At 43.7% G+C, this 18667-nt stretch carries 16 protein-coding genes; 8 read left to right on the top strand and 8 right to left on the bottom strand.

Features of this window, described 5'->3' with window-relative positions; all coding sequences use genetic code 11:
- The first annotated feature begins 6 nt into the window (after window positions 1-6).
- Both WAK81_RS12060 and WAK81_RS12065 read left to right on the top strand, forming a co-directional pair.
- Entirely contained in the window at window positions 7-1752 is a 1746-nt protein-coding gene (locus WAK81_RS12060) for a GTPase (RefSeq protein WP_422197071.1), read from the top strand.
- Window positions 1734-3899: an EAL domain-containing protein gene (locus WAK81_RS12065; RefSeq protein ID WP_422197073.1), complete on the top strand. Its 2166-nt coding sequence runs from the start codon at window positions 1734-1736 to the stop codon at window positions 3897-3899. The genes WAK81_RS12060 and WAK81_RS12065 overlap by 19 nt, the downstream gene beginning before the upstream one ends.
- A gap of 100 nt (window positions 3900-3999) precedes the next feature.
- Here WAK81_RS12065 and rpmE read toward each other — a convergent pair whose 3' ends face one another.
- The 4 genes from rpmE to WAK81_RS12085 form a co-directional block, all read right to left on the bottom strand.
- Window positions 4000-4224, bottom strand: coding sequence for a 50S ribosomal protein L31 (rpmE, locus tag WAK81_RS12070; protein WP_081406336.1), 225 nt, complete (start codon window positions 4222-4224; stop codon window positions 4000-4002).
- 195 nt (window positions 4225-4419) lie between these two features.
- Entirely contained in the window at window positions 4420-5412 is a 993-nt protein-coding gene (locus WAK81_RS12075) for a bile acid:sodium symporter family protein (protein ID WP_422197076.1), read from the bottom strand.
- Between the two features lie 142 nt (window positions 5413-5554).
- Entirely contained in the window at window positions 5555-5956 is a 402-nt protein-coding gene (gloA, locus tag WAK81_RS12080) for a lactoylglutathione lyase (RefSeq protein ID WP_422197078.1), read from the bottom strand.
- A 1-nt stretch (window position 5957) separates the two neighbouring features.
- A complete protein-coding gene (locus WAK81_RS12085; protein ID WP_422197080.1) occupies window positions 5958-8126 on the bottom strand; it encodes an AmpG family muropeptide MFS transporter in 2169 nt (722 codons plus the stop codon).
- Window positions 8127-8324: 198 nt separating this feature from the next.
- Between WAK81_RS12085 and WAK81_RS12090 the strand changes: the two genes are divergently transcribed.
- Window positions 8325-10952 (top strand): Lon protease family protein, encoded by a 2628-nt coding sequence (locus tag WAK81_RS12090; protein WP_422197082.1) that lies wholly within the window; start codon window positions 8325-8327, stop codon window positions 10950-10952.
- An 89-nt stretch (window positions 10953-11041) separates the two neighbouring features.
- Here the strand turns inward: WAK81_RS12090 and grxD are convergent, their stop codons facing one another.
- On the bottom strand, window positions 11042-11383 hold the full coding sequence (grxD, locus tag WAK81_RS12095) for a Grx4 family monothiol glutaredoxin (RefSeq protein ID WP_004279738.1): 342 nt from the start codon (window positions 11381-11383) through the stop codon (window positions 11042-11044).
- Window positions 11384-11543: 160 nt separating this feature from the next.
- Between grxD and WAK81_RS12100 the strand changes: the two genes are divergently transcribed.
- The gene (locus WAK81_RS12100; RefSeq protein WP_005104581.1) at window positions 11544-12755 is read left to right on the top strand and encodes an aspartate aminotransferase family protein; all 1212 of its coding nucleotides are present in this window, start codon (window positions 11544-11546) and stop codon (window positions 12753-12755) included.
- 59 nt (window positions 12756-12814) lie between these two features.
- On the opposite strand, the gene WAK81_RS12105 is transcribed toward WAK81_RS12100, so the two are convergent.
- The 3 genes from WAK81_RS12105 to surE all read right to left on the bottom strand — a co-directional run bounded on the left by WAK81_RS12105 (window position 12815) and on the right by surE (window position 15549).
- Window positions 12815-13744 carry a LysR family transcriptional regulator gene (locus tag WAK81_RS12105; RefSeq protein WP_422197085.1) on the bottom strand — a complete coding sequence of 310 codons (930 nt, stop codon included), beginning with the start codon at window positions 13742-13744 and terminating at the stop codon, window positions 12815-12817.
- Between the two features lie 91 nt (window positions 13745-13835).
- Window positions 13836-14666 (bottom strand): peptidoglycan DD-metalloendopeptidase family protein, encoded by an 831-nt coding sequence (locus WAK81_RS12110; protein WP_422197087.1) that lies wholly within the window; start codon window positions 14664-14666, stop codon window positions 13836-13838.
- 94 nt (window positions 14667-14760) lie between these two features.
- On the bottom strand, window positions 14761-15549 hold the full coding sequence (surE, locus tag WAK81_RS12115; protein WP_422197089.1) for a 5'/3'-nucleotidase SurE: 789 nt from the start codon (window positions 15547-15549) through the stop codon (window positions 14761-14763).
- Window positions 15550-15662: 113 nt separating this feature from the next.
- On the opposite strand from surE, the gene WAK81_RS12120 reads away from it, so the two are divergent.
- From WAK81_RS12120 to WAK81_RS12135, 4 genes are all read left to right on the top strand, one after another.
- Window positions 15663-16034, top strand: a complete 372-nt coding sequence (locus WAK81_RS12120) for an MCR_0457 family protein (protein ID WP_422197091.1) — start codon at window positions 15663-15665, stop codon at window positions 16032-16034.
- A gap of 161 nt (window positions 16035-16195) precedes the next feature.
- Window positions 16196-16576: an MCR_0457 family protein gene (locus WAK81_RS12125; protein WP_422197093.1), complete on the top strand. Its 381-nt coding sequence runs from the start codon at window positions 16196-16198 to the stop codon at window positions 16574-16576.
- 128 nt (window positions 16577-16704) lie between these two features.
- Window positions 16705-17853: a D-alanyl-D-alanine carboxypeptidase PBP5/6 gene (gene dacC / locus WAK81_RS12130; protein WP_422197095.1), complete on the top strand. Its 1149-nt coding sequence runs from the start codon at window positions 16705-16707 to the stop codon at window positions 17851-17853.
- A gap of 111 nt (window positions 17854-17964) precedes the next feature.
- Window positions 17965-18501 carry a gamma carbonic anhydrase family protein gene (locus WAK81_RS12135; RefSeq protein ID WP_422197097.1) on the top strand — a complete coding sequence of 179 codons (537 nt, stop codon included), beginning with the start codon at window positions 17965-17967 and terminating at the stop codon, window positions 18499-18501.
- The last annotated feature ends 166 nt before the right edge of the window (window positions 18502-18667 follow it).

The raw sequence follows: 18667 nt of genomic DNA on the forward strand, positions 1-18667 counted from the left end.
ATAAAGATGAGCACGCATACTTCAAACATTTTTCAGACACCGACGGAACTTAAACGAGAGCAGTTGAGCTTTTGCCCAACCACTGCCAAGGCTTTGCAGGAATGGGTTGCGGGGATTTCGATTCTACAGCTGGGGAATTCATCCAAATCCCTGTTTAATGCCTTATTGGAAGTTTCCGAGCTGAAATGTACAGAAACCCTGCGCTTTGACCTGATTCAGGTCTTGCATCCCACCCTTGAAAATGTCCTGACCAGTCTGGAAAAACATTTCGTCAATCAGGGACTGATCACTTCCGACCGGAATGACCAGATCATTGAACTGGCCATGCTACTGCGCAGTCATTTTGCCAAAATTTATATCGATATCGTCAAACGCTGTAATCATCAGTTGACCCATCAGAAGTTTTCGCTATTTTCTCTGGGTAAAAAGAAGAGCATTCAAACTGCCCGGATGGTGTCGATTTATTATGCCCTGCAACAACTCAGCCTTCTGTTATATCAACAGCATATGCTGTATAGCACGCCAGGTCTGGGACAATGGCTGGCTGCCCATCAATTGCTTGAATGTGCCATAGACAACAATTTCTATCAAAGCAATATCAATCAGGTATTAGGCACCCAGCATGAAATCCAGAACATTGCGCATGCCTATGCGCAGCTGATTTTACTGGACATCTTCAATACTCATCAGATCCGGCCTGCAGAAATTCAGGGCCTGTATCTATGCAGTTTTGACTGGGCCAAACTGGTACAGATCCTGCCGAAAGAAACCACGCTGTCCCGTTATGTCGTCGATGCCAGCAAAGATCATCCGCCGATTTTTAACACCCATCAAGAGCCACAGTTTCAGCCGAGCTTCTACATTTCCACCCAGAACCTGATGGATCATTTAACGGGCACTCAAAGCAAAAATGCCCAATATCTGTCGCGAAATGAAAAACTGTTCCTGACCCCTGCACTGCATTTTCATATCTACAATCTGCTCTCGAACAATGTCGAGCGCCGTCATGAACGTTATGAATATTCAGCCCAGATCAACATCTGCTTTGGCTTGAGCGTGGCGCATTTTTACCTGTCTAAAGGTAAAAACTTCAACGAAACCCTGGAACTCGATGCCAATTATAATTTCCAGAGCGAAAGCAGTTTTGTCAGCTCGATGGAAAATACGATTCCAAGTGCCTTTAGCAGTATCAAGGCGCTTGATCGTGAAACGAAACAGATTCATAGCGCTGAAGTTCTGGATATTAGTGTCAATGGTTACCGGATTAAATGGACCGGTGTTACGCCTGCCAATTTAAAAACCGGTGAATTTATTCTGGTTCAGGAAAAAACCCAGAGCCAGTGGCGTGGCGGTGTGATTCGCTGGATCAAGCAGTCCACTGACAAGAGCCTGGAAATCGGGCTGGAAATTCTGGCACAAGAACTCTTTCCTTGTGCGGCCTATGCACGCACTGAACGTCATCATGTCAATTATCAACCCGCACTCTTGGTGAAAATGACGCAACTGGATCAGGTTTCGACCAGTCTCATCGTGTCTGGCTCCCAGATGTTTAGGGAAAAACAAACGATTCATTTACGTCTCGGTCAGGAAGAACTCAAAATCTATCTGACCAAAGCACAACTGATTACGCAAAGTTTCATCCGTTTTGATTATGAATTATTGAATGATCAGGAAGAAGAGATGATCGAAAACTTTATCGATCAGCATATGAATGAAAGCAGAAATCATGATTTATGGGAAGCATTGAAGTGAGAAATCCATTATTGTCTAAAAAGTTAAAACGTACTGAAACACGTTTACTGATTATTGATGATAATCAAATTAGATATAACCAAATCCGTGATCTGCTGACCAGCAATGATTATCAGGTGGATGCTGTCCTGCTTGATGATCTGCAATCTTTTGAAAAACAATTAAATTTCAACTGGGATCTGATTATTTTTGGTCGTGCCTACGACCTGAAATATGAACAGGCCTTAAGTCTGGTGCGCCTTTCGCAGCAACCTGATCTTCCGATGATTTTGCTTAAACCCGATGATTACCAGGCTGAACAATATGCGCAATATATCCGTAAAGGGGTATATGACATTCTCAATTTTGACTACCTGGAACGCTTTTATGTGGGACTGGTTCGAGCATTGTCATTTAGCCGTTTGTCACAGTCTCAGCAACATTTAATGACTGAACTGGAAACAGCACAGATTCAAGCACAATCTTTAGTAGATGACAGCAACCGGGCTGTCGCTACCATTCAGGAAGGGATTCATATTCAAGCCAATGCAGACTACCTGAAACTGTTTGGCCTGCAAAATGAAGATGAAATTATTGGGTTACCACTTCTTGATCTTCTTCAGCCTTCAGACTTAAATGATTTCAAAACACGTTTCAAAAAGATTTATCAGGGTCAATTTGATTTAGGTCGAGTTGAGATCGAGTCTTTGAATCCGCATGTGTCAGCATCTAATCCATTAAAACTGGAATTCTTGCCTTCAACTGCTGAAGAAGATGCAGTGCAAATTAGCATTGATACTCAATCACAAACGGTTTCTTCCGAGAAGACTCCTGGAAAACCAAGCGTTTTTCAGTCACTTAAGCGTGAACTCAATAAGCAGTCTGCACCAGTGAACGCCTTAGTCACTTTCTCTTTTAGCGCTTATGATCCGGAGCTTCTGCAGTCTGACTGGACTACTTTTAGTGGGTACTTTAATACAGTCAAAGAGTTCCTCATGGAACAGACCCGACTTCCACTATTTAAACTCGAATATGACGTCATTGTTGGTCTGTTCCAGGCAGATTCTAAAGCAATTCTTGAATCCAAACTGATCAGTTTAAATGCCTTAAGCAAGCCACAACTCATTACAGTAGGACAAAAGTCATTCCCTCTGAATTTACGCCTGGGCTATATCATGCTTGAACAGGGGTTGCAGGATGAAACACATTGCAATATATTGATTGGACAAGCATTCTCTACTCCATTACCTCAAGCAGAAGTGGCATCTGAATTTAAACTCGACATTCCATCTTCATCGAGCAGCCCAAGCTCTTTAGATATGCCGAGTATAGACTTCAGTGTTGCTGACAAACCAATTGCCAGCCCCACAGTTGCGACAATCAGTCCAGCAGTCACCTCGCTTCCGAGCACTACACCTTCTATTTTGAAAACTTTAAGTGAATGTCTGGAACGTGGTGAAATTCATCTGAAATATCAACAGCTTTATGATAAAGAAGATACTGATCTATACACGTATGAAGTGACCAGCGGCTTTATTTTTGAGAATACATGGCAGGATATTTCCCAACTTGTAGAACTTCGTGAAGATGATGAGCTGTCCATTAAACTGGATCGCTGGATTTTGGTAGAATCCAGTAAGCAGCTACATAACTTTATTGTTCAGTATCCAGATGCCCGTTTAATCGTAAACTTAAACCGTGCTGTACTGTTTAAAGATCGCACTTTCCCTGAGTTTATTTCTAAACTGATTACGATCATCCGCAGTAAGCAGCAGCATCCGCTCACCCTACAGTTTTCTGAAGAAGATATCTTGATGAACCAGCAGGATGCCCAGAAATACCTGAGAAATTTACTCGAGCATGGTGCACGAATTTCACTGCGTGACTTTGGTCATTCTATGTATAGCGAGACTTTATTGCGCGAGTTCGATATCAATGCACTGTCCTTGCACACCGAATTGACCCAGATGCTAAACAGTGACACCGGCATTGAGCAACTGCAAGAAAAAATCACCGGCTATAATGATATTAAGCCAGTTAATATTGTGATTCGTGAACTAAATGACATGACCTTGTTTGCCAATGCCTGGAATGTGGACGCCCGCTTTATTGAGGGTAATTATTTCCAGAAAAAACTGGATCATTTGATAGATGTACAAGAGCATTAACTACTTCTACACACCTGTGAATTCAGAAAACGAGATTATCATTTTCTGAATTTCAGGCACAAAAAAACGGGCCTCAAGCCCGTTTTTTTCATTTTGGGTATTAACGTTTAACAGAACGTGACATACCAGCAAAACGTTGTTTGAACTTGTCGATACGACCGCCAGTGTCAACATTCTTTTGCTTACCAGTATAGAATGGGTGGCAAGCTGAACATACGTCTAGATAAAGAGTTTCTTTACCAAGAGCTGAACGAGTTTCGATTACGTTACCACATGAACAAGTAGCAACTAAAGTATCATATTTTGGGTGAATATCGGCGCGCATCGTCGATTACTCCATTAGGTTCAAGAAGGTTTAGCTGTCATCGCTATTGATCACTCTCAACTGAGGAAGCAGGAACAACGTTCATGCAGATCAACACCACAACAGACCATTCTTTTGGCCCACCGAGACGGATACCGTCAGAGCTAAGCACAACAAGTGGGCATTATTATACGTGAAACAAATGCAATATGCGAATTATTCTTCTGCTTCTGCTACTAATTCTGATTCATCCTCTTTGGCCCACAGATTAGCAATAATTCCACACACCATCAGCTGAATCTGATGGAAAATCATGATGGGCAAAACAATCATACCTAATGGCTGACCAATAAATAAAATTTGCGCCATCGGTACACCACTGGCCAGGGTTTTTTTAGAACCACAAAAGAATGCCGTTTTCTGGTCAGCGCGGCTAAAGCCCAGCCAGCGCGGAATATAAAGTGATAACAGCATTACAATGGTAAGCAATACCGAGCAGGCCAGTAATAGCAATGACAGTGTACCCAGGCTAACCTCATTCCAGAGTCCGGCGACTACAGCACTGCTGAAAGCCCCATAAACCACCAGTAGAATCGAGCCTTGATCGAAAATCTTGACGATTTGTGGCACTTTCATCATGTAAGGATAAATCCAGGGACGCAACACCTGCCCAAGAACAAACGGCACCAGTAGCAGCAATGTAATCTGGATAATCGAGGTGGTCGGATCAAAATCATGTTCAGATTGACCAAGAATAAAAAATGCTACCAGGACCGGAGTAATAAACATACCAATGAGATTGGAAAAAGAGGCACTACACACAGCCCCGGCGACGTTACCATGTGCCACTGAGGTAAAGGCGATCGAAGACTGCACCGTAGAGGGCAGGAAACACATAAACAGGAAGCCCCAATACAGCTCCTGCCCGAGCATCGGCAATAAAATTGGCTTGGCCAAAAGTCCTAAGATTGGAAACATGACGAAAGTCAGTGCGAACACTAAAGTATGTAATCTCCAGTGCATAATGCCTTCTACAACTGCCTCGCGAGATAATTTGGCACCATGCAAAAAAAACAGGATGGCAATGGCTGCCGTTGTTACCCAGCCAAAGACTTCAGCCGCCTGCCCCGAAACTGGCAATACACTGGCCAGCAACACCATCACAAATAACAGTATCGTAAACCGATCCAATGCCAAGAACTTAAGCATATCCCTATAATCCCTCAGATTTTATTGTTTGATATAAAAATGCCCGGCTATCTTAACAGATGCCGGGCCCATGCTATGCACTCAGATTGATGTAATATTTTCATCTACACATGAATACATTTCATATAATGCTACATAACACTTAGTTGTTACGTGCATCCTGATCCTGCTGGATCAGCTCGATTTTATAACCGTCTGGATCTTCTACAAATGCAATCACAGTCACGCCACCTTTCATCGGGCCGGCTTCACGTACGACGTTACCGCCACGCGCCTTGATCTCTTCACAAGCCTGATAAGCATCATCGACTGCAATCGCAATATGACCATAGGCATTGCCCAGCTCATAGCTGTCTGTATCCCAGTTATGCGTCAGTTCAAGTACGGTGTGATTCTCTTCATCGCCATAACCGACAAAAGCCAAAGTAAAGCGGCCCTCTTCGTAATCACGCTTACGAAGCAAAGTCATGCCAAGTACTTCAGTATAGAACTTGAGAGATTGTTCTAGATTGCCGACACGTAACATGGTATGCAGCATGCGCATATTAATCATCCTTCTGTACAGATTGTTGTTGGTGTTCACCGAGCAATTTTGCCACCCAAACCACCAGAATCAGAATGGGAATTCCAATTAAAGTGGTCATGAGGAAGAACTTCGGATAACCGATATTAGTCACTATAGTACCCGAATATCCGCCTAAAATCTTAGGGGTCAGGGTCATTAAAGAGCTGAAAATTGCATATTGAACCGCAGTAAATGACACACTGGTCAAGCTCGACAAGAAGGCAATAAACGCGGCACCAGCCAGCCCAGCCGCCAGGTTATCGACAATAATCGCAAAATAAAGCCACTTGTCACTATAAGGTTTAATCACCTTGCCACTGACTTCGACCGTATCTGAACTGTTGCTATCCACTACTGCCAAGGGCTGAATATCGACATCCAGATTTTGGGTACTGGTCAACTGATCATTGACCTGATAAACATGCGTTGTTTGCTGAAGTGCCTGATCATCTTGCATCAAGACTGCACTGATAATATGTGCGGGCGACTGAATCAGTTGCTGTGCAGGAATCGCGGCAGTAAATACACCTTCACTTTCCAGTTTTGCCTCAATATTTTGATCATTGATTTGCAGCACCAGCTTTTGATTCGGCTGCAGTGCTTCACCGACATATTGGCCGCGCACCACAAGGGTCTTGTCCTGCTCAATCAGGTTCAGGGTATTGTCACTGGTAATCGGTAAAATCTGTAATTGGGTGCTGTCTTGTGCTGCTGTCAAATAAGGCATGTTGACCTGTACAGGAGCATGAGTCGTAGTATCTGAATGGAGATAAGCTGCGCTGACTTGTAGCTGTTTGGCTGCTGCCAAGACCGTACTCGGGACATTCATTTTCCAATAACCGACTTCATCGGTCTCTACCGAATAGACCTGATCACCCACACTTACTTTAACCGCAGCCAGTTTCTCGCCAGAATTGACCAGTCCAATAAAGATCAGGTTGGTCGAACAGGCCAATATGGCGCCAACAAACATCAGCTTCATGATGTTCATTTTTTGAGCCAACAAGCCACCGAGGAAACCACCGATTAAAGAGAAAATGACTCCATACACTTTGACCGCTTCAGCAATTTGCTCTTTGCTAAAGTTCAGGTCCTGATAGAACACGTTAGAAATCACCCCGGCAATAATATCGGATACGCGATAAAAACCGATCAGCAATAACAAAACCAATGCCAGTTTCAAACCATAACGTTTAAAGAAATCGGCAACCGGATCAACCCAGGTTTCATAGGCCATCTGCTTGTTGACTGCACCCATTTTTACCAGACTGGTGCCAACAGCAAAGGCTACTGCACCCGAGCCAACAAAACGCAAAGCTTCAAAACAGAACAAGGCAAAGGTATCTTGAATGGCAAACTGTTCCGTGACGCTCGCCACCAGATTGCCCGAATAGACATAGCTCAGTACAAAACTGATGACCGCAACAAAAAACACCGCGACCAAACGAAAATAATCACTGCGCACATAATGTTTGCGTACACGGTCAACCTGCGGCTCCCGAATGGACAGTGTGGTGATAATACCGACCAGCATGACGGCAGCCATGGCCAGATAGGTCCATTTCCAGGCATCGTAAATATAATTACCTTTGGCTGTTCCTAAATAGGCTGCCAGAAACAAGGCACCAGCACCGGCCACGATCATCCCGATCCGGTAACCGGCATTATAGGTGGAGGCCAACACGGTCTGCATCTGGGTTTCCGCCAGCTCAATCCGGTAGGCATCGATCACAATATCCTGCGTTGCTGCGGAGAAACCAAGCAGCACTGCACCGAGCGCCATTTGCTGTAAATGTGTTGCACCGAAAGCCGGATCAGAAAAGGCCATAATTGAAATGGCACAGACAATCAGAATCTGCGCAATCAGCAACCATGCACGACGACGTCCCAGAGCCTTGGTCAGAAATGGGACTGGCAGCTCATCAATGAGCGGAGCCCAGACGAATTTAAACGAATAGCCCAATGCGGCCCAGCTAAAGAAAGTTACTGCACTTTTGCTGATTCCGGCCTCACCTAACCATAAAGACAGACTGGAAAAAATCAGAAGAATCGGCACACCAGCCGAAAATCCCAAGAACAGCATGATCAATGCACGTCGATCTAAAAATGCTGTAAATGCGGATTTCCAACCCGTCGTTTGTGTTGTCATTGCTTTATTATTTTCCGCAGAAAAACCAATTGCTGCTATTCAATCCTGTAATAGCGTATCTTTCAACAAGATTTATATATTTATCACATTTCCGGTTTTTTATTTTCTGGCAAAAGCGACATGTTGGCTTGAATTTTTCAAGTAAATCTGTATACCTTAACTCTTATCAACGTAATATTTCGTTTTGGATTTTCAACAGTGACCCAGAGACTCGATCAAATTAATTCTTTTATTGCCAGCAACACCAGCACAACTCCACAAAAAATCCGCTCAGATTTACTTATCTCTGCATTTGAACAAAGCGAAATTAAAAATACTCTGGACCATACCCGGTTAATATCCACCCAGCTGACGCACATTCCAAACCTAGAAAAAATTCCTGCGTCAACCAAACGGATCAAGCCCCTGAATAACTTTCTGGGCCAAGATCGCGCACGCGCCTCAGTTGAGGCCGGGATTGCCCTGCCTTATTCCGGTTATAACATTTTTGCTGTTGGTACCGCAGGACTCGGAAAACGCACCATGGTGAAGCGTTTGCTGCAGCAGCACGCCAAAACTATGGAAACCCCTAATGACTGGGTGTACGTCAATAACTTTCAGAACCAGCGTCAGCCGATTGCACTAGAACTGCTCCCGGGTCAAGGTCCAAAATTCCAAGCCATGTTGAATCAAAGCTGGCAAACGATTCTAAAACAGCTTGAGCGCCGTTTTACTGCAGAGACCTATCACAACCGCATTGAAATGATTCGCCAGGAAACGGGGGATGAGCAGCAGCAGGCGCTAATCGAACTGACCAAAGAAGGCGCAGAACTGGATCTGAAGCTGATCTCGCGACATGATGAGCACTGTTTTGTACCTGTACATCTGATTGATGACAAATTACAGGAAATGTCTCAGGAAGATCTGAATGCCTTAAGCAACAAAGATCGTGCCGAACTCGCGTCCAATATGCGCTATATGGACAAGAAACTGGAACGTCTGGGTTTGCATCTGGGTGATCTGGAAGATGATGCACGTGATCGCGTACAGATCCTGAACCGCGATATCGCCAAGCAGGTGGTCTTACCGCGAGTCGAACAGATTCTGGCGAAATTCAAACATGTGGAAGGTCTTGAACATTACCTAAAATACTATGCCGAAGACATCATCAACAATGTCGAAATTGTGCTGGAACAGGAAGAAGATGATTTCACTCCAGCACTGTTTAGTCGCGTTCCGGCACGTTATCAGGCAAATGTGATCATCACACACAAGCCGAACAGTGGCGCACCGGTGATCTTTGAAGATTTTCCAACGCATTACAATTTATTGGGGCATGTGGAACAACTGACCCAAAATGGTACGATTACCACGGACTTTACTTTGATTCGTCCGGGTAGCTTACACAAGGCCAATGGCGGCTTCCTGATGCTGGAAGCGGAACAATTGCTGGAACAGCCGTATGCATGGCAAGGCTTGAAGCGCGCGCTTAAATCGGGGCATTTAAAACTGTCTTCGCTTGAGCATATGATCACGCTGACCGGCAGCATTTCAATTGAACCTGCTTCGATTCCATTGAATATCAAGGTGGTCTTGCTGGCGGAACCTGAAATTTATTATGAAATTTTAGAGCTTGAGCCTGAGCTGGGCAGCATCTTTAAAATTCGTGCCGACTTTACCGATACATTACAACGTAATGACGACAACGAGCAGGCCTATATGCAGCTGATTGCCGACTATGTGCAATCTGATAAATTATTGCCTTTTGACCGTTCCGCTTTGGCGGCATTGCTTACAGATTCCAGCCGTCAAGCGGAAGATCAAAGTTCATTGTCATTACATGCACTGACACTGGGCGATTTGATCCGTGAAGCACATCATCATGCCTTTCAGGCCGGTGACAAGATGGTTTCAGAAAAACATATCAATACTGCACTGGATCATCGCAAATATCGTCTCGGTTATTTACGTGAACTGTATTGGCAGGATCTGACTCGTGGTACTCAACTAATCGAAACCCGCGGCCATCGTCTGGGTCAAATCAATGCCCTGTCCGTCATTCACTATGCTGATGTCGAATTTGGTCTGCCTTCACGACTAACTGCTTCGGTGTATCAAGGTGGCGGTGATATTCTGGATATTGAACGCAGTGTGGAACTTGGTGGCTCTTTGCATGCCAAGGGCGTATTACTGATGTCGTCTTTCCTGAAAGCACATTTTGGTCGTGAACAGACCTTGCACTTCTCTGCTGCACTGGCGTTCGAACAAAGTTATGGTCAGGTCGATGGTGACAGTGCCACCGTTGCGGAACTTTCTGCCTTACTGTCTGCCATCAGCCAGTTACCGATTGATCAGTCTTGGGCCATTACCGGTTCCATGAACCAGCTGGGACAAGTACAGCCGGTAGGTGGTGTGAATGCCAAAATTGAAGGTTTCTTTGATGCTTGCAAGTTACAAGGTCTGACCGGAAAACAAGGTGTGATTATCCCGCGTCAAAATATGCAACATCTGATGCTGCGTAAAGATGTCATCATTGCTGTGGAAGAAGGTCAGTTCCATATTCACGCGATTGATACCATTGATCAGGCGCTGGAAATTCTGATGGCGCGTCCTGTTGGTACCTTGGATAAAAAAGGTCGCTATAGCAAAAATTCAATCTATGCCGCAGTGATGGCACAGCTGGATTATTGGCAAGCGATTGAAGATGGTGCCGAACTGGTCGAAGTGCCGAAGAAAAAGAAAAAAAAGAAGAAGAAAAAAGACAAGAAGCAAATCGTCGAGCCACAAACTGAAGTTGCAGCTGATGCCTCGACAGTTGAAAAGCCGGATGCAGCGACAGAGGATTAACTCTGACCTTGACCTAAGCAAAAATAGAGATAAAAAAAGCGCTTCTCAATGAAGCGCTTTTTTACATCTGGACTTAATTCAATACAAAATTAAGCATCAGCTGCCGGGCTGTACTGTTCAACTAAAGGCTTTAATTCACCTTTTTGAAACATGTCGAGCATGATATCACTACCACCGATCAACTCACCATTGATCCAAAGCTGTGGAAATGTCGGCCAGTTGGCGATTTGTGGTAACATCGCACGAATGTCCTGGTTTTCCAGAATGTTTACATAAGCAAACGGACGACCAATTTGACTGAGTGCTTCTACTGCACGTGCAGAAAAACCACATTGTGGAAATTGCGGGGTGCCTTTCATATAAAGAAGTACTGCATGTTTTGCAATTTGGTCACGAATTAACGCTTCGGTATCGCGTGCTTGTTCAGTCATTGATAAATCCTCAACTCATCTGTCTCGCATTATACCCAAATCCAAGCAAAACAGTATGTCTAAAGCAATAATTCCAATTTTATTTACAATTACCCTTTAAATCTGAGCGGGTTTTTGCTTATATAAGTTTTTCTTTCCACCTAACAGTTAAGAGTTAGTCATGAATAATATTACCCTCGCACCGGTACAAACTGATCAGCCCTCTCACTTGATGCCTGTTTTTGGCCGTCAGCCGATCAGCTTTGTCCGAGGACGAGGTGCATATCTTTATACCGAAGATGGTACAGAGTATTTAGATGCATTAACGGGTATTGCCGTATGTGGTTTGGGCCATGCACATCCAGTCATTGCCGAAGCGATTGCTGAACAGGCAGCAACCCTGATTCATACCAGCAACCTGTTTGAAGTGCCTTGGCAAACTGCTGCCGCACAAAAACTGGCTGAAGTTGCAGGCATGGAAGAGGTATTCTTCTCAAACAGTGGTGCAGAATCCAATGAAGGCGCAATCAAAATTGCGCGTAAATTCGGTCATATGCAAGGAATTGCTTCACCAAAAATTATTGTCGCTGACCAGTCTTTCCATGGTCGTACCATGGCCACCTTATCTGCTACAGGCAATAAAAAAGTGCAGGAAGGCTTTGGCCCGCTGGTTGAAGGTTTTATTCGTGTACCTTTTGGTGATATCGAAGCGATTGAAGAAGCTGCTATTAATCACCCGGATATCGTAGCGATTTTGATTGAGCCTATTCAGGGTGAAGGTGGCGTGAATACTGCTCCTCAAGGTTTCAGCTACTTAGAAGAAATCCGCCAAATCTGTAACCAGCACAACTGGTTGATGATGCTGGACGAAGTCCAAACTGGTAATGGCCGTACCGGTAAATACTTTGCTTATCAGCACACCAATATTATTCCGGATGTACTGACCACAGCCAAAGGCTTAGGAAATGGCTTCCCGATTGGTGCGGTGATGACCCAAGGTCGTGGCGTAGGCGTATTAACTGCTGGAAATCACGGTTCTACCTATAGCGGTACAGCACTGGGTTCGCGTGTGGTCTATACCATTCTTGATATTATGCAAAAAGAAAATATCGTCGCGAATGCTGCTGAAAAAGGTGCTTACATCGTTGACCAGCTGCGTAACAAACTGGCAGATCAAAATGTCATCGTACGTGGTTTTGGTCTGATGATCGGGATTGAATTACCAAAAGAATGTGGTGATCTGGTTGCGATTGCACGCGATGAATACAAGATGATTATCAATGTCACTGCAGGCAATGTCGTTCGTCTGTTGCCTACCCTGAATATTACCCAGGAGCAGGCAGACCAGTTGATCGAACGTCTGGTAAAAATGATCAAAGCTTATTTGGCATAAAGCCCTAGCCTAAAAATTAAAAAAGCCGCTCTAAAGCGGCTTTTTTATTATTCTGCATTCTATGATGCGTTTTGTAACATACGTCCGCCAGAGATCTGGCTAAAATATTGTTTCAAGGTATCAAGACAACGAAGAATTTTTGTCGGTTGTTGTTCACGTTTCGGAATAACCGCATACAGTGTAATCGGTGGCAGTCTCCATTCAGGTAGAACTTCAACTAAAGTACCGTTAAGCAAATCCTTTTTAGCATCAAGATATAAAACCTTGGCAATCCCATTACCCTGCAAGCACATCGATTTTGCAACCAAACCATTGTTGGTACTGAAACGGGATTTCAGTTCAAACTCGGCTTTTTCTGCAGTATTCACATGTTGAAAATGACAATACTGATGGTTTTTAAGATGCGTTAAAGGTAAGACCTCATGATTTTTAAGATCATCAGGTCTCGAAATAATGGTGCTTTGATTAATATAACTCGGTGTCGCTACCAGAATTTGCTCAATCTGCATCAATGGCACAACCTGAAGATTATGCTCATCATTTTTCTGTTCAAATCTTAGGGCGATATCAACCCGCCCATCCAACAAATCAACCTCATGATTGTTTGTTTCTAAATGTACTGCCAAGCCGCGATGTGCAGCCATCCAATGAGAAAGTGCAGGAATCACATGATTCGCGCATAATTCTGGCAAAGAAACGATACGCAGCTCACCCACGAGATCATCACGTAACTCATTGATCCGGACTTTACCGCGTTCAGCAGCAGATAACATTTCTTGGCAGCTATGGAAAAAAGCTTGTCCCGCTTCGGTCAGACTTAATTTTCTCGTCGAACGATTTAGAAGTACGACTTCCATATCGTGTTCTAACGAGCGAATTTGTTGACTGACGGCGCTGGTCGTAATCCCTAATTCACGGGCAGCACCGCTAAACGAGTTTTTTTCCACAACGCAAGCAAAGACACCCATTGCTCGAAGTTGATCTAACATAAATTTCCCTCTAAACTTATGAGGTGCTTCATCATTTGATAAAAGCAACTTATTGTATTATACGGCGAAATTTACACTTTGCATTATTTATTTAATTGTTTGGTAAAACTGCAGTAGGATTAATAGGTTTGCCGTCTAAGCGTACCTGAAACTCAAGCATGGTACGGTTTGTACCGGTCGATCCCATTTCTGCAATTTTTTGACCAGCCGTTACATTTTGGCCACTTTTCACATTAAATTTACTGTTATGTGCATAAGCCGTGATATAGCCATTGATATGCTTCACCAATACCAGATTGCCATATTCTTTCAAGCCATCAGCGGCATACACCACCTGCCCGTCTGCTGCTGCAAATACCGGATCACCGACATTGCCACTATAGCGGGTGCCCTTGATATTAGAAGCTAAATTGTATTGCTGAAGAATCGCGCCATTAGATGGTTTTACCCAACCTAAACCTGCTGCCGTAGATACTGGTGTCACAGGTGCAGATGTACTGACGCGTGGTGTGGTTTGTACTGTCGTTGCTGGCGTAACCGGTGCCGGTATAGGCACTGCAATCGTTTGACGCTGGATTGGCGCTGCTTGAGTCACTGCCTGGGTGCTGGTGCTACGGCGCGTAGTATTGGTTTTCAGGCGGATCGATTGTCCGACATAAATCCGGTAAGGCGCACTGATATCATTCATCTCGGCAACACTGATATAGTTCAGTCCATAACGTGCTGCAATTCCACTCAATGTATCGCCTGAACGCACCGTATAGAAATCAGGAGCTGTTGCATAACGCGTTGCATTATTCACCTGGGGTTTGGTAGCACAACCGGTAATTACTCCTGTAGAAATAACAACGGTCGATAAAACGAGGGTTTTAATCAGAGTTGCAGGCGAAGCTACGACACATTTCGGTAACACCAAGAACATTATCTTCCTCTCTAATGCTATACGGTTGCAAAATTTCGTTAAGATTAGCAAAGTTTTACGGCAATATACTTGCAATCGCGAGTTTTTCACAAAGTTATAACACTAAGAACGCATTTTCTGCCAATTGTGTTTGCAAATTCCGCAAACTCTCATAATTGGTGGCATCCATCTGAATCGGGGTAATACTGACATAACCATTGGCGACCGCAGAGAAATCTGAATCAATCTCGTTAAATCCCGGCTTAGGTTCTGCAATTGCTTCTCCTGAGAGTCCAATCCAGAATATCTGACGACCACGTGGGTCTACATGACTCGTCACCGGTTTAGACTGACGGCGGCGACTTTGATACGTCACTTTTTCACCCTGTAATTCAGCTACATCTGGAATATTGATATTAAAAATATGTCGCTCAGGCAGAACAGGCAAACCACGTGCAATAAAATCATGCACCCATTCGGCGGCCAGCTGATAATCCTGAGGCTGTTGATAGCTGCGCACATTCGGCCCACTCAGTGATACGGCAATCGCAGGATGTTTACTTAAACGACCTTCAAAGGCTGCACCGACCGTACCAGAGTACAATACATCATCACCCAGATTCGCGCCGCTATTTATCCCGCTAACGACCAGGTCAAATTCAAAGTCAAACAGCCCATTCATCGCCAAGTAGACACAATCTGCCGGAGTTCCATTGACAGTCCAGACATCTGGAGAAATCTGAATAGGGCGTAAAGGACGATCCAGAGTTAAGGCACTGGAAAAACCGCTGCGTTCACTTTCCGGCGCCACAATCACCACTCGCCCCAAAGGTGTTAAAGCTTGCGCCAAAGCCTGAATACCCGGTGCGAACACCCCATCATCATTTGAAACTAAAATATTCACTGAAAAAATCTCGTTGCGCTAAAAAAGTGACTGGTAAGGACATTTCATTGTATTAGTGGAGGAATTATATATATTTATCGCTCGACATCCATCTTTATAATATGTGGCTCAAGATGATTAAAAAATTCTCTTTATTTGGCGCTTTAACTTTAAGCCTGGCAGCATTTATTTCCCCTTCAGTCGTGGCGAATGATCTAACTACTGCAGAAAACGATACCATCGTGAAAGAAGATATTGCCGCAGCACAGGTCATGGCTGAGGTTTGCCCTACCGTGATTGGTCAAAGTGCAAAATTAAATAGCACCATTCAAGAGTTGATCCAGTCTTATCTTGCAGAATATTCAGATAAAGGCATGAGCTATGCAAAGCTGCAGGCAGACAGCGAATATAAATCGCTACTCGAAGAAGCACGTCAGGGTGCCAAACAAACTGCCGATGACGAGCAAAAAACAGTATGTGAAGAAGTTCTGGACTATCAGGGCTAAGTAATATCATTGTTTAAAATAAGATGATGTTCACATCATCTTATTTTGCTTACAGATTTCTTCATAATTCTACAGCTTCGCTACATTTTCCCACTTTTCAATCGCAAAAATAAGTTTAAGCTAGGCAAATTATTGTTCTAAATCTTCTTTTTGAGTTTTCAATGAAAAATCCATTATTCCAAGCTTTAACATTCTGCGCAATTTCTGCCACGACTCTTTTGGGAACTTCTGCATTTGCAGCCGATGAAAACATTAACGTTACCCCAACTCAGCAAGTGACCAAACAGGAACTGGCAGCCATTTATGTGCTCTCTGAAATCTGCCCAAGCATGGTTAAGGACAAGGCACAATTTAATCAGGGTTATGGCAAGCTGGTGACTGAATATATGCCGGGCCAAAACAACCCGGTTGAACGCTTGAATCAGATGGCAAAACAGAAAGATTTCCGCAATATTCTGGCCGAAGCGCAAGCGGATGCTAAAAAAGCGGGCAAGCAAAAAAATCAGGTGATTTGTGACGAATTAACCACATATCAAAATTAAGCGAGATTTGTGCCGATTACTTACAATACTTTTGAAATAAGACCGGGTTTCCCATAGAAGTCAGCCTAGCTTTGTCCTAAAATGCTAGGCTCTTCGTGCTTACATCAAGATATAGGAACCCACTAGAAATGACCCAAAAAACTGCCCTTGCTGCATTATTATTAGTTCCTAGTTTTAGCTTTGCAGCAACTGTCCTATCTGCACCACCAGAATTGAATAATAAATCCTACGTGCTAATGGACTACGAGACAGGGCAACTTCTCGCTTCAAAAAATGAAAATGAAAAATTAGCCCCTGCTTCAATGACCAAGATGATGACCAGCTACATCATCGAACAAAAACTATTGAGCGGTGAACTCACTGAAGATGAACAAGTGCGCATGAACGAGTCAGCATGGTGTCGCGGCAGTAGCGCGGAATCATGTATGTATGTGCCTTTAAACGGTACAGCGACTGCACTTGAAATGCTTCGTGGGATTATTATTCAATCAGGGAATGATGCATCTAAAGCCATGGCTGAACATATTGCAGGGAACGAGGGTACCTTTGCACATATGATGAACCAGGAAGCTAAACGTATTGGCATGACCAATACCAGCTTCGTGAACTCAACCGGTATGCCGGCTGAAGGCCATTATTCAACTGCCAAAGATATGGCAACGCTGGCACAACACATCATTAAAGACAGTTCTAAATATTATCCGATTTATGCGGAAAAAGAATTTACCTTTAATGGCATCAAGCAAGGTAACCGTAATGCCCTGCTATATACCGACCCGAGTGTAGATGGTTTAAAAACTGGTCACACCGATGAAGCCGGTTATTGTTTGACCACATCTTCAAAACGCGGTCCTACACGTCTGATTTCAGTGATTTTTGGTGCACCAACCATGCAGGAACGTGCGACACAAACACGTGAATTGCTGGCCTGGGGTTATGCAAACTTCGAAACCAAAAATGTTCAACCAGCTAAACAGGTACTTGCCAAAGCCAAAGTCTGGTTCGGTAAGGAAGATGAAGTTCAGATCGGCCTTGCTGAAAACTTTAACGTGACCATGCCGAAAGGTCAGGCCAACGCGATTAAAACCCAGCTGGTGGTTCAGCCTAAACTGACTGCACCTTTACGGCCTGGTCAGGCCGTAGGTAAATACGTAGCGACTCTGGATGGTAAAGTAATTTCAGAAAAACCGTTAGTGGCTTTAAATGCAGTTGAAGAAGCTGGTTTCTTCGCACGTATGCTCGACCACATTAAACAATTCTTCTCAAACTTGTTCTAAGTTTAAATAGACTGTTTTAGTCCCGGACTAAGACCAAAGCACTCATTCAGATGGGTGCTTTTTATTTTATACTATGCACATGATCCTTAAACTTTTAATGAGCAGATCACCATGAGCCAAAACATTCGTTCTTATTTAAACACGACTCCACAAATTGATGAATCGTGTTATATCGATCCGATGGGAATCGTGGTCGGCGATGTGGTCTTGGCTGAAAATGTCTCTGTCTGGCCTTTTGCCGTGATTCGTGGTGATGTTAATTCAATCCGGATTGGTAAAAATTCGAATGTTCAGGATCATGCCATGTTGCATGTCAGTCATAAAAAAGCCGACAAGCCTGAAGGCTCCCCTTTAATTATTGGTGAGGATGTCACCATTGGTCATCATGTAAAGTTACATGGCTGCACCATTGGCAATCGTGTTTTGGTCGGTATTGGTACGATTATTCTGGATGATGTGGTGGTTGAAGATGATGTAATGATTGGTGCAGGCTCACTAGTTCCACCTAATAAAGTGCTGGAAAGTGGTTATTTGTATGTAGGCAGCCCTGTAAAAAAAGTGCGTCCACTCACAGATAAAGAAAAAGCGTTTTTGCCTTATTCAGCACAAAATTATGTGAAGGTTTCCGGGAATTATAAAAATACTTAATTACAGCAAAATACAGTGCTATATGAACTTAAGATATGTATCCTTCATTATACAAATATCAAGGTTGTATAATTAGTAAGTGAAGGGTGTTTTTCTCGTTTAAATGAGCATTGTAAGCCTGTCCCCATTAAAAATTTTCAAAAAATTATTGATATTAACGATAGCC

Source organism: Acinetobacter sp. (genome assembly GCF_049284435.1).
Classification (GTDB): Bacteria; Pseudomonadota; Gammaproteobacteria; order Pseudomonadales; family Moraxellaceae; genus Acinetobacter.

What these genes read in the sequence shown, in the direction of transcription:
- WAK81_RS12060 (WP_422197071.1), top strand. Translation starts at nt 7, where the DNA reads ATGAGCACGCATACTTCAAACATTTTTCAGACACCGACGGAACTTAAA.
- WAK81_RS12065 (WP_422197073.1), top strand. Translation starts at nt 1,734, where the DNA reads ATGGGAAGCATTGAAGTGAGAAATCCATTATTGTCTAAAAAGTTAAAA.
- rpmE (WP_081406336.1), bottom strand. Translation starts at nt 4,224, where the DNA reads ATGCGCGCCGATATTCACCCAAAATATGATACTTTAGTTGCTACTTGT.
- WAK81_RS12075 (WP_422197076.1), bottom strand. Translation starts at nt 5,412, where the DNA reads ATGCTTAAGTTCTTGGCATTGGATCGGTTTACGATACTGTTATTTGTG.
- gloA (WP_422197078.1), bottom strand. Translation starts at nt 5,956, where the DNA reads ATGCGCATGCTGCATACCATGTTACGTGTCGGCAATCTAGAACAATCT.
- WAK81_RS12085 (WP_422197080.1), bottom strand. Translation starts at nt 8,126, where the DNA reads ATGACAACACAAACGACGGGTTGGAAATCCGCATTTACAGCATTTTTA.
- grxD (WP_004279738.1), bottom strand. Translation starts at nt 11,383, where the DNA reads ATGACTGAACAAGCACGCGATACCGAAGCGTTAATTCGTGACCAAATT.
- WAK81_RS12100 (WP_005104581.1), top strand. Translation starts at nt 11,544, where the DNA reads ATGAATAATATTACCCTCGCACCGGTACAAACTGATCAGCCCTCTCAC.
- WAK81_RS12105 (WP_422197085.1), bottom strand. Translation starts at nt 13,744, where the DNA reads ATGTTAGATCAACTTCGAGCAATGGGTGTCTTTGCTTGCGTTGTGGAA.
- WAK81_RS12110 (WP_422197087.1), bottom strand. Translation starts at nt 14,666, where the DNA reads ATGTTCTTGGTGTTACCGAAATGTGTCGTAGCTTCGCCTGCAACTCTG.
- WAK81_RS12120 (WP_422197091.1), top strand. Translation starts at nt 15,663, where the DNA reads ATGATTAAAAAATTCTCTTTATTTGGCGCTTTAACTTTAAGCCTGGCA.
- WAK81_RS12125 (WP_422197093.1), top strand. Translation starts at nt 16,196, where the DNA reads ATGAAAAATCCATTATTCCAAGCTTTAACATTCTGCGCAATTTCTGCC.
- dacC (WP_422197095.1), top strand. Translation starts at nt 16,705, where the DNA reads ATGACCCAAAAAACTGCCCTTGCTGCATTATTATTAGTTCCTAGTTTT.
- WAK81_RS12135 (WP_422197097.1), top strand. Translation starts at nt 17,965, where the DNA reads ATGAGCCAAAACATTCGTTCTTATTTAAACACGACTCCACAAATTGAT.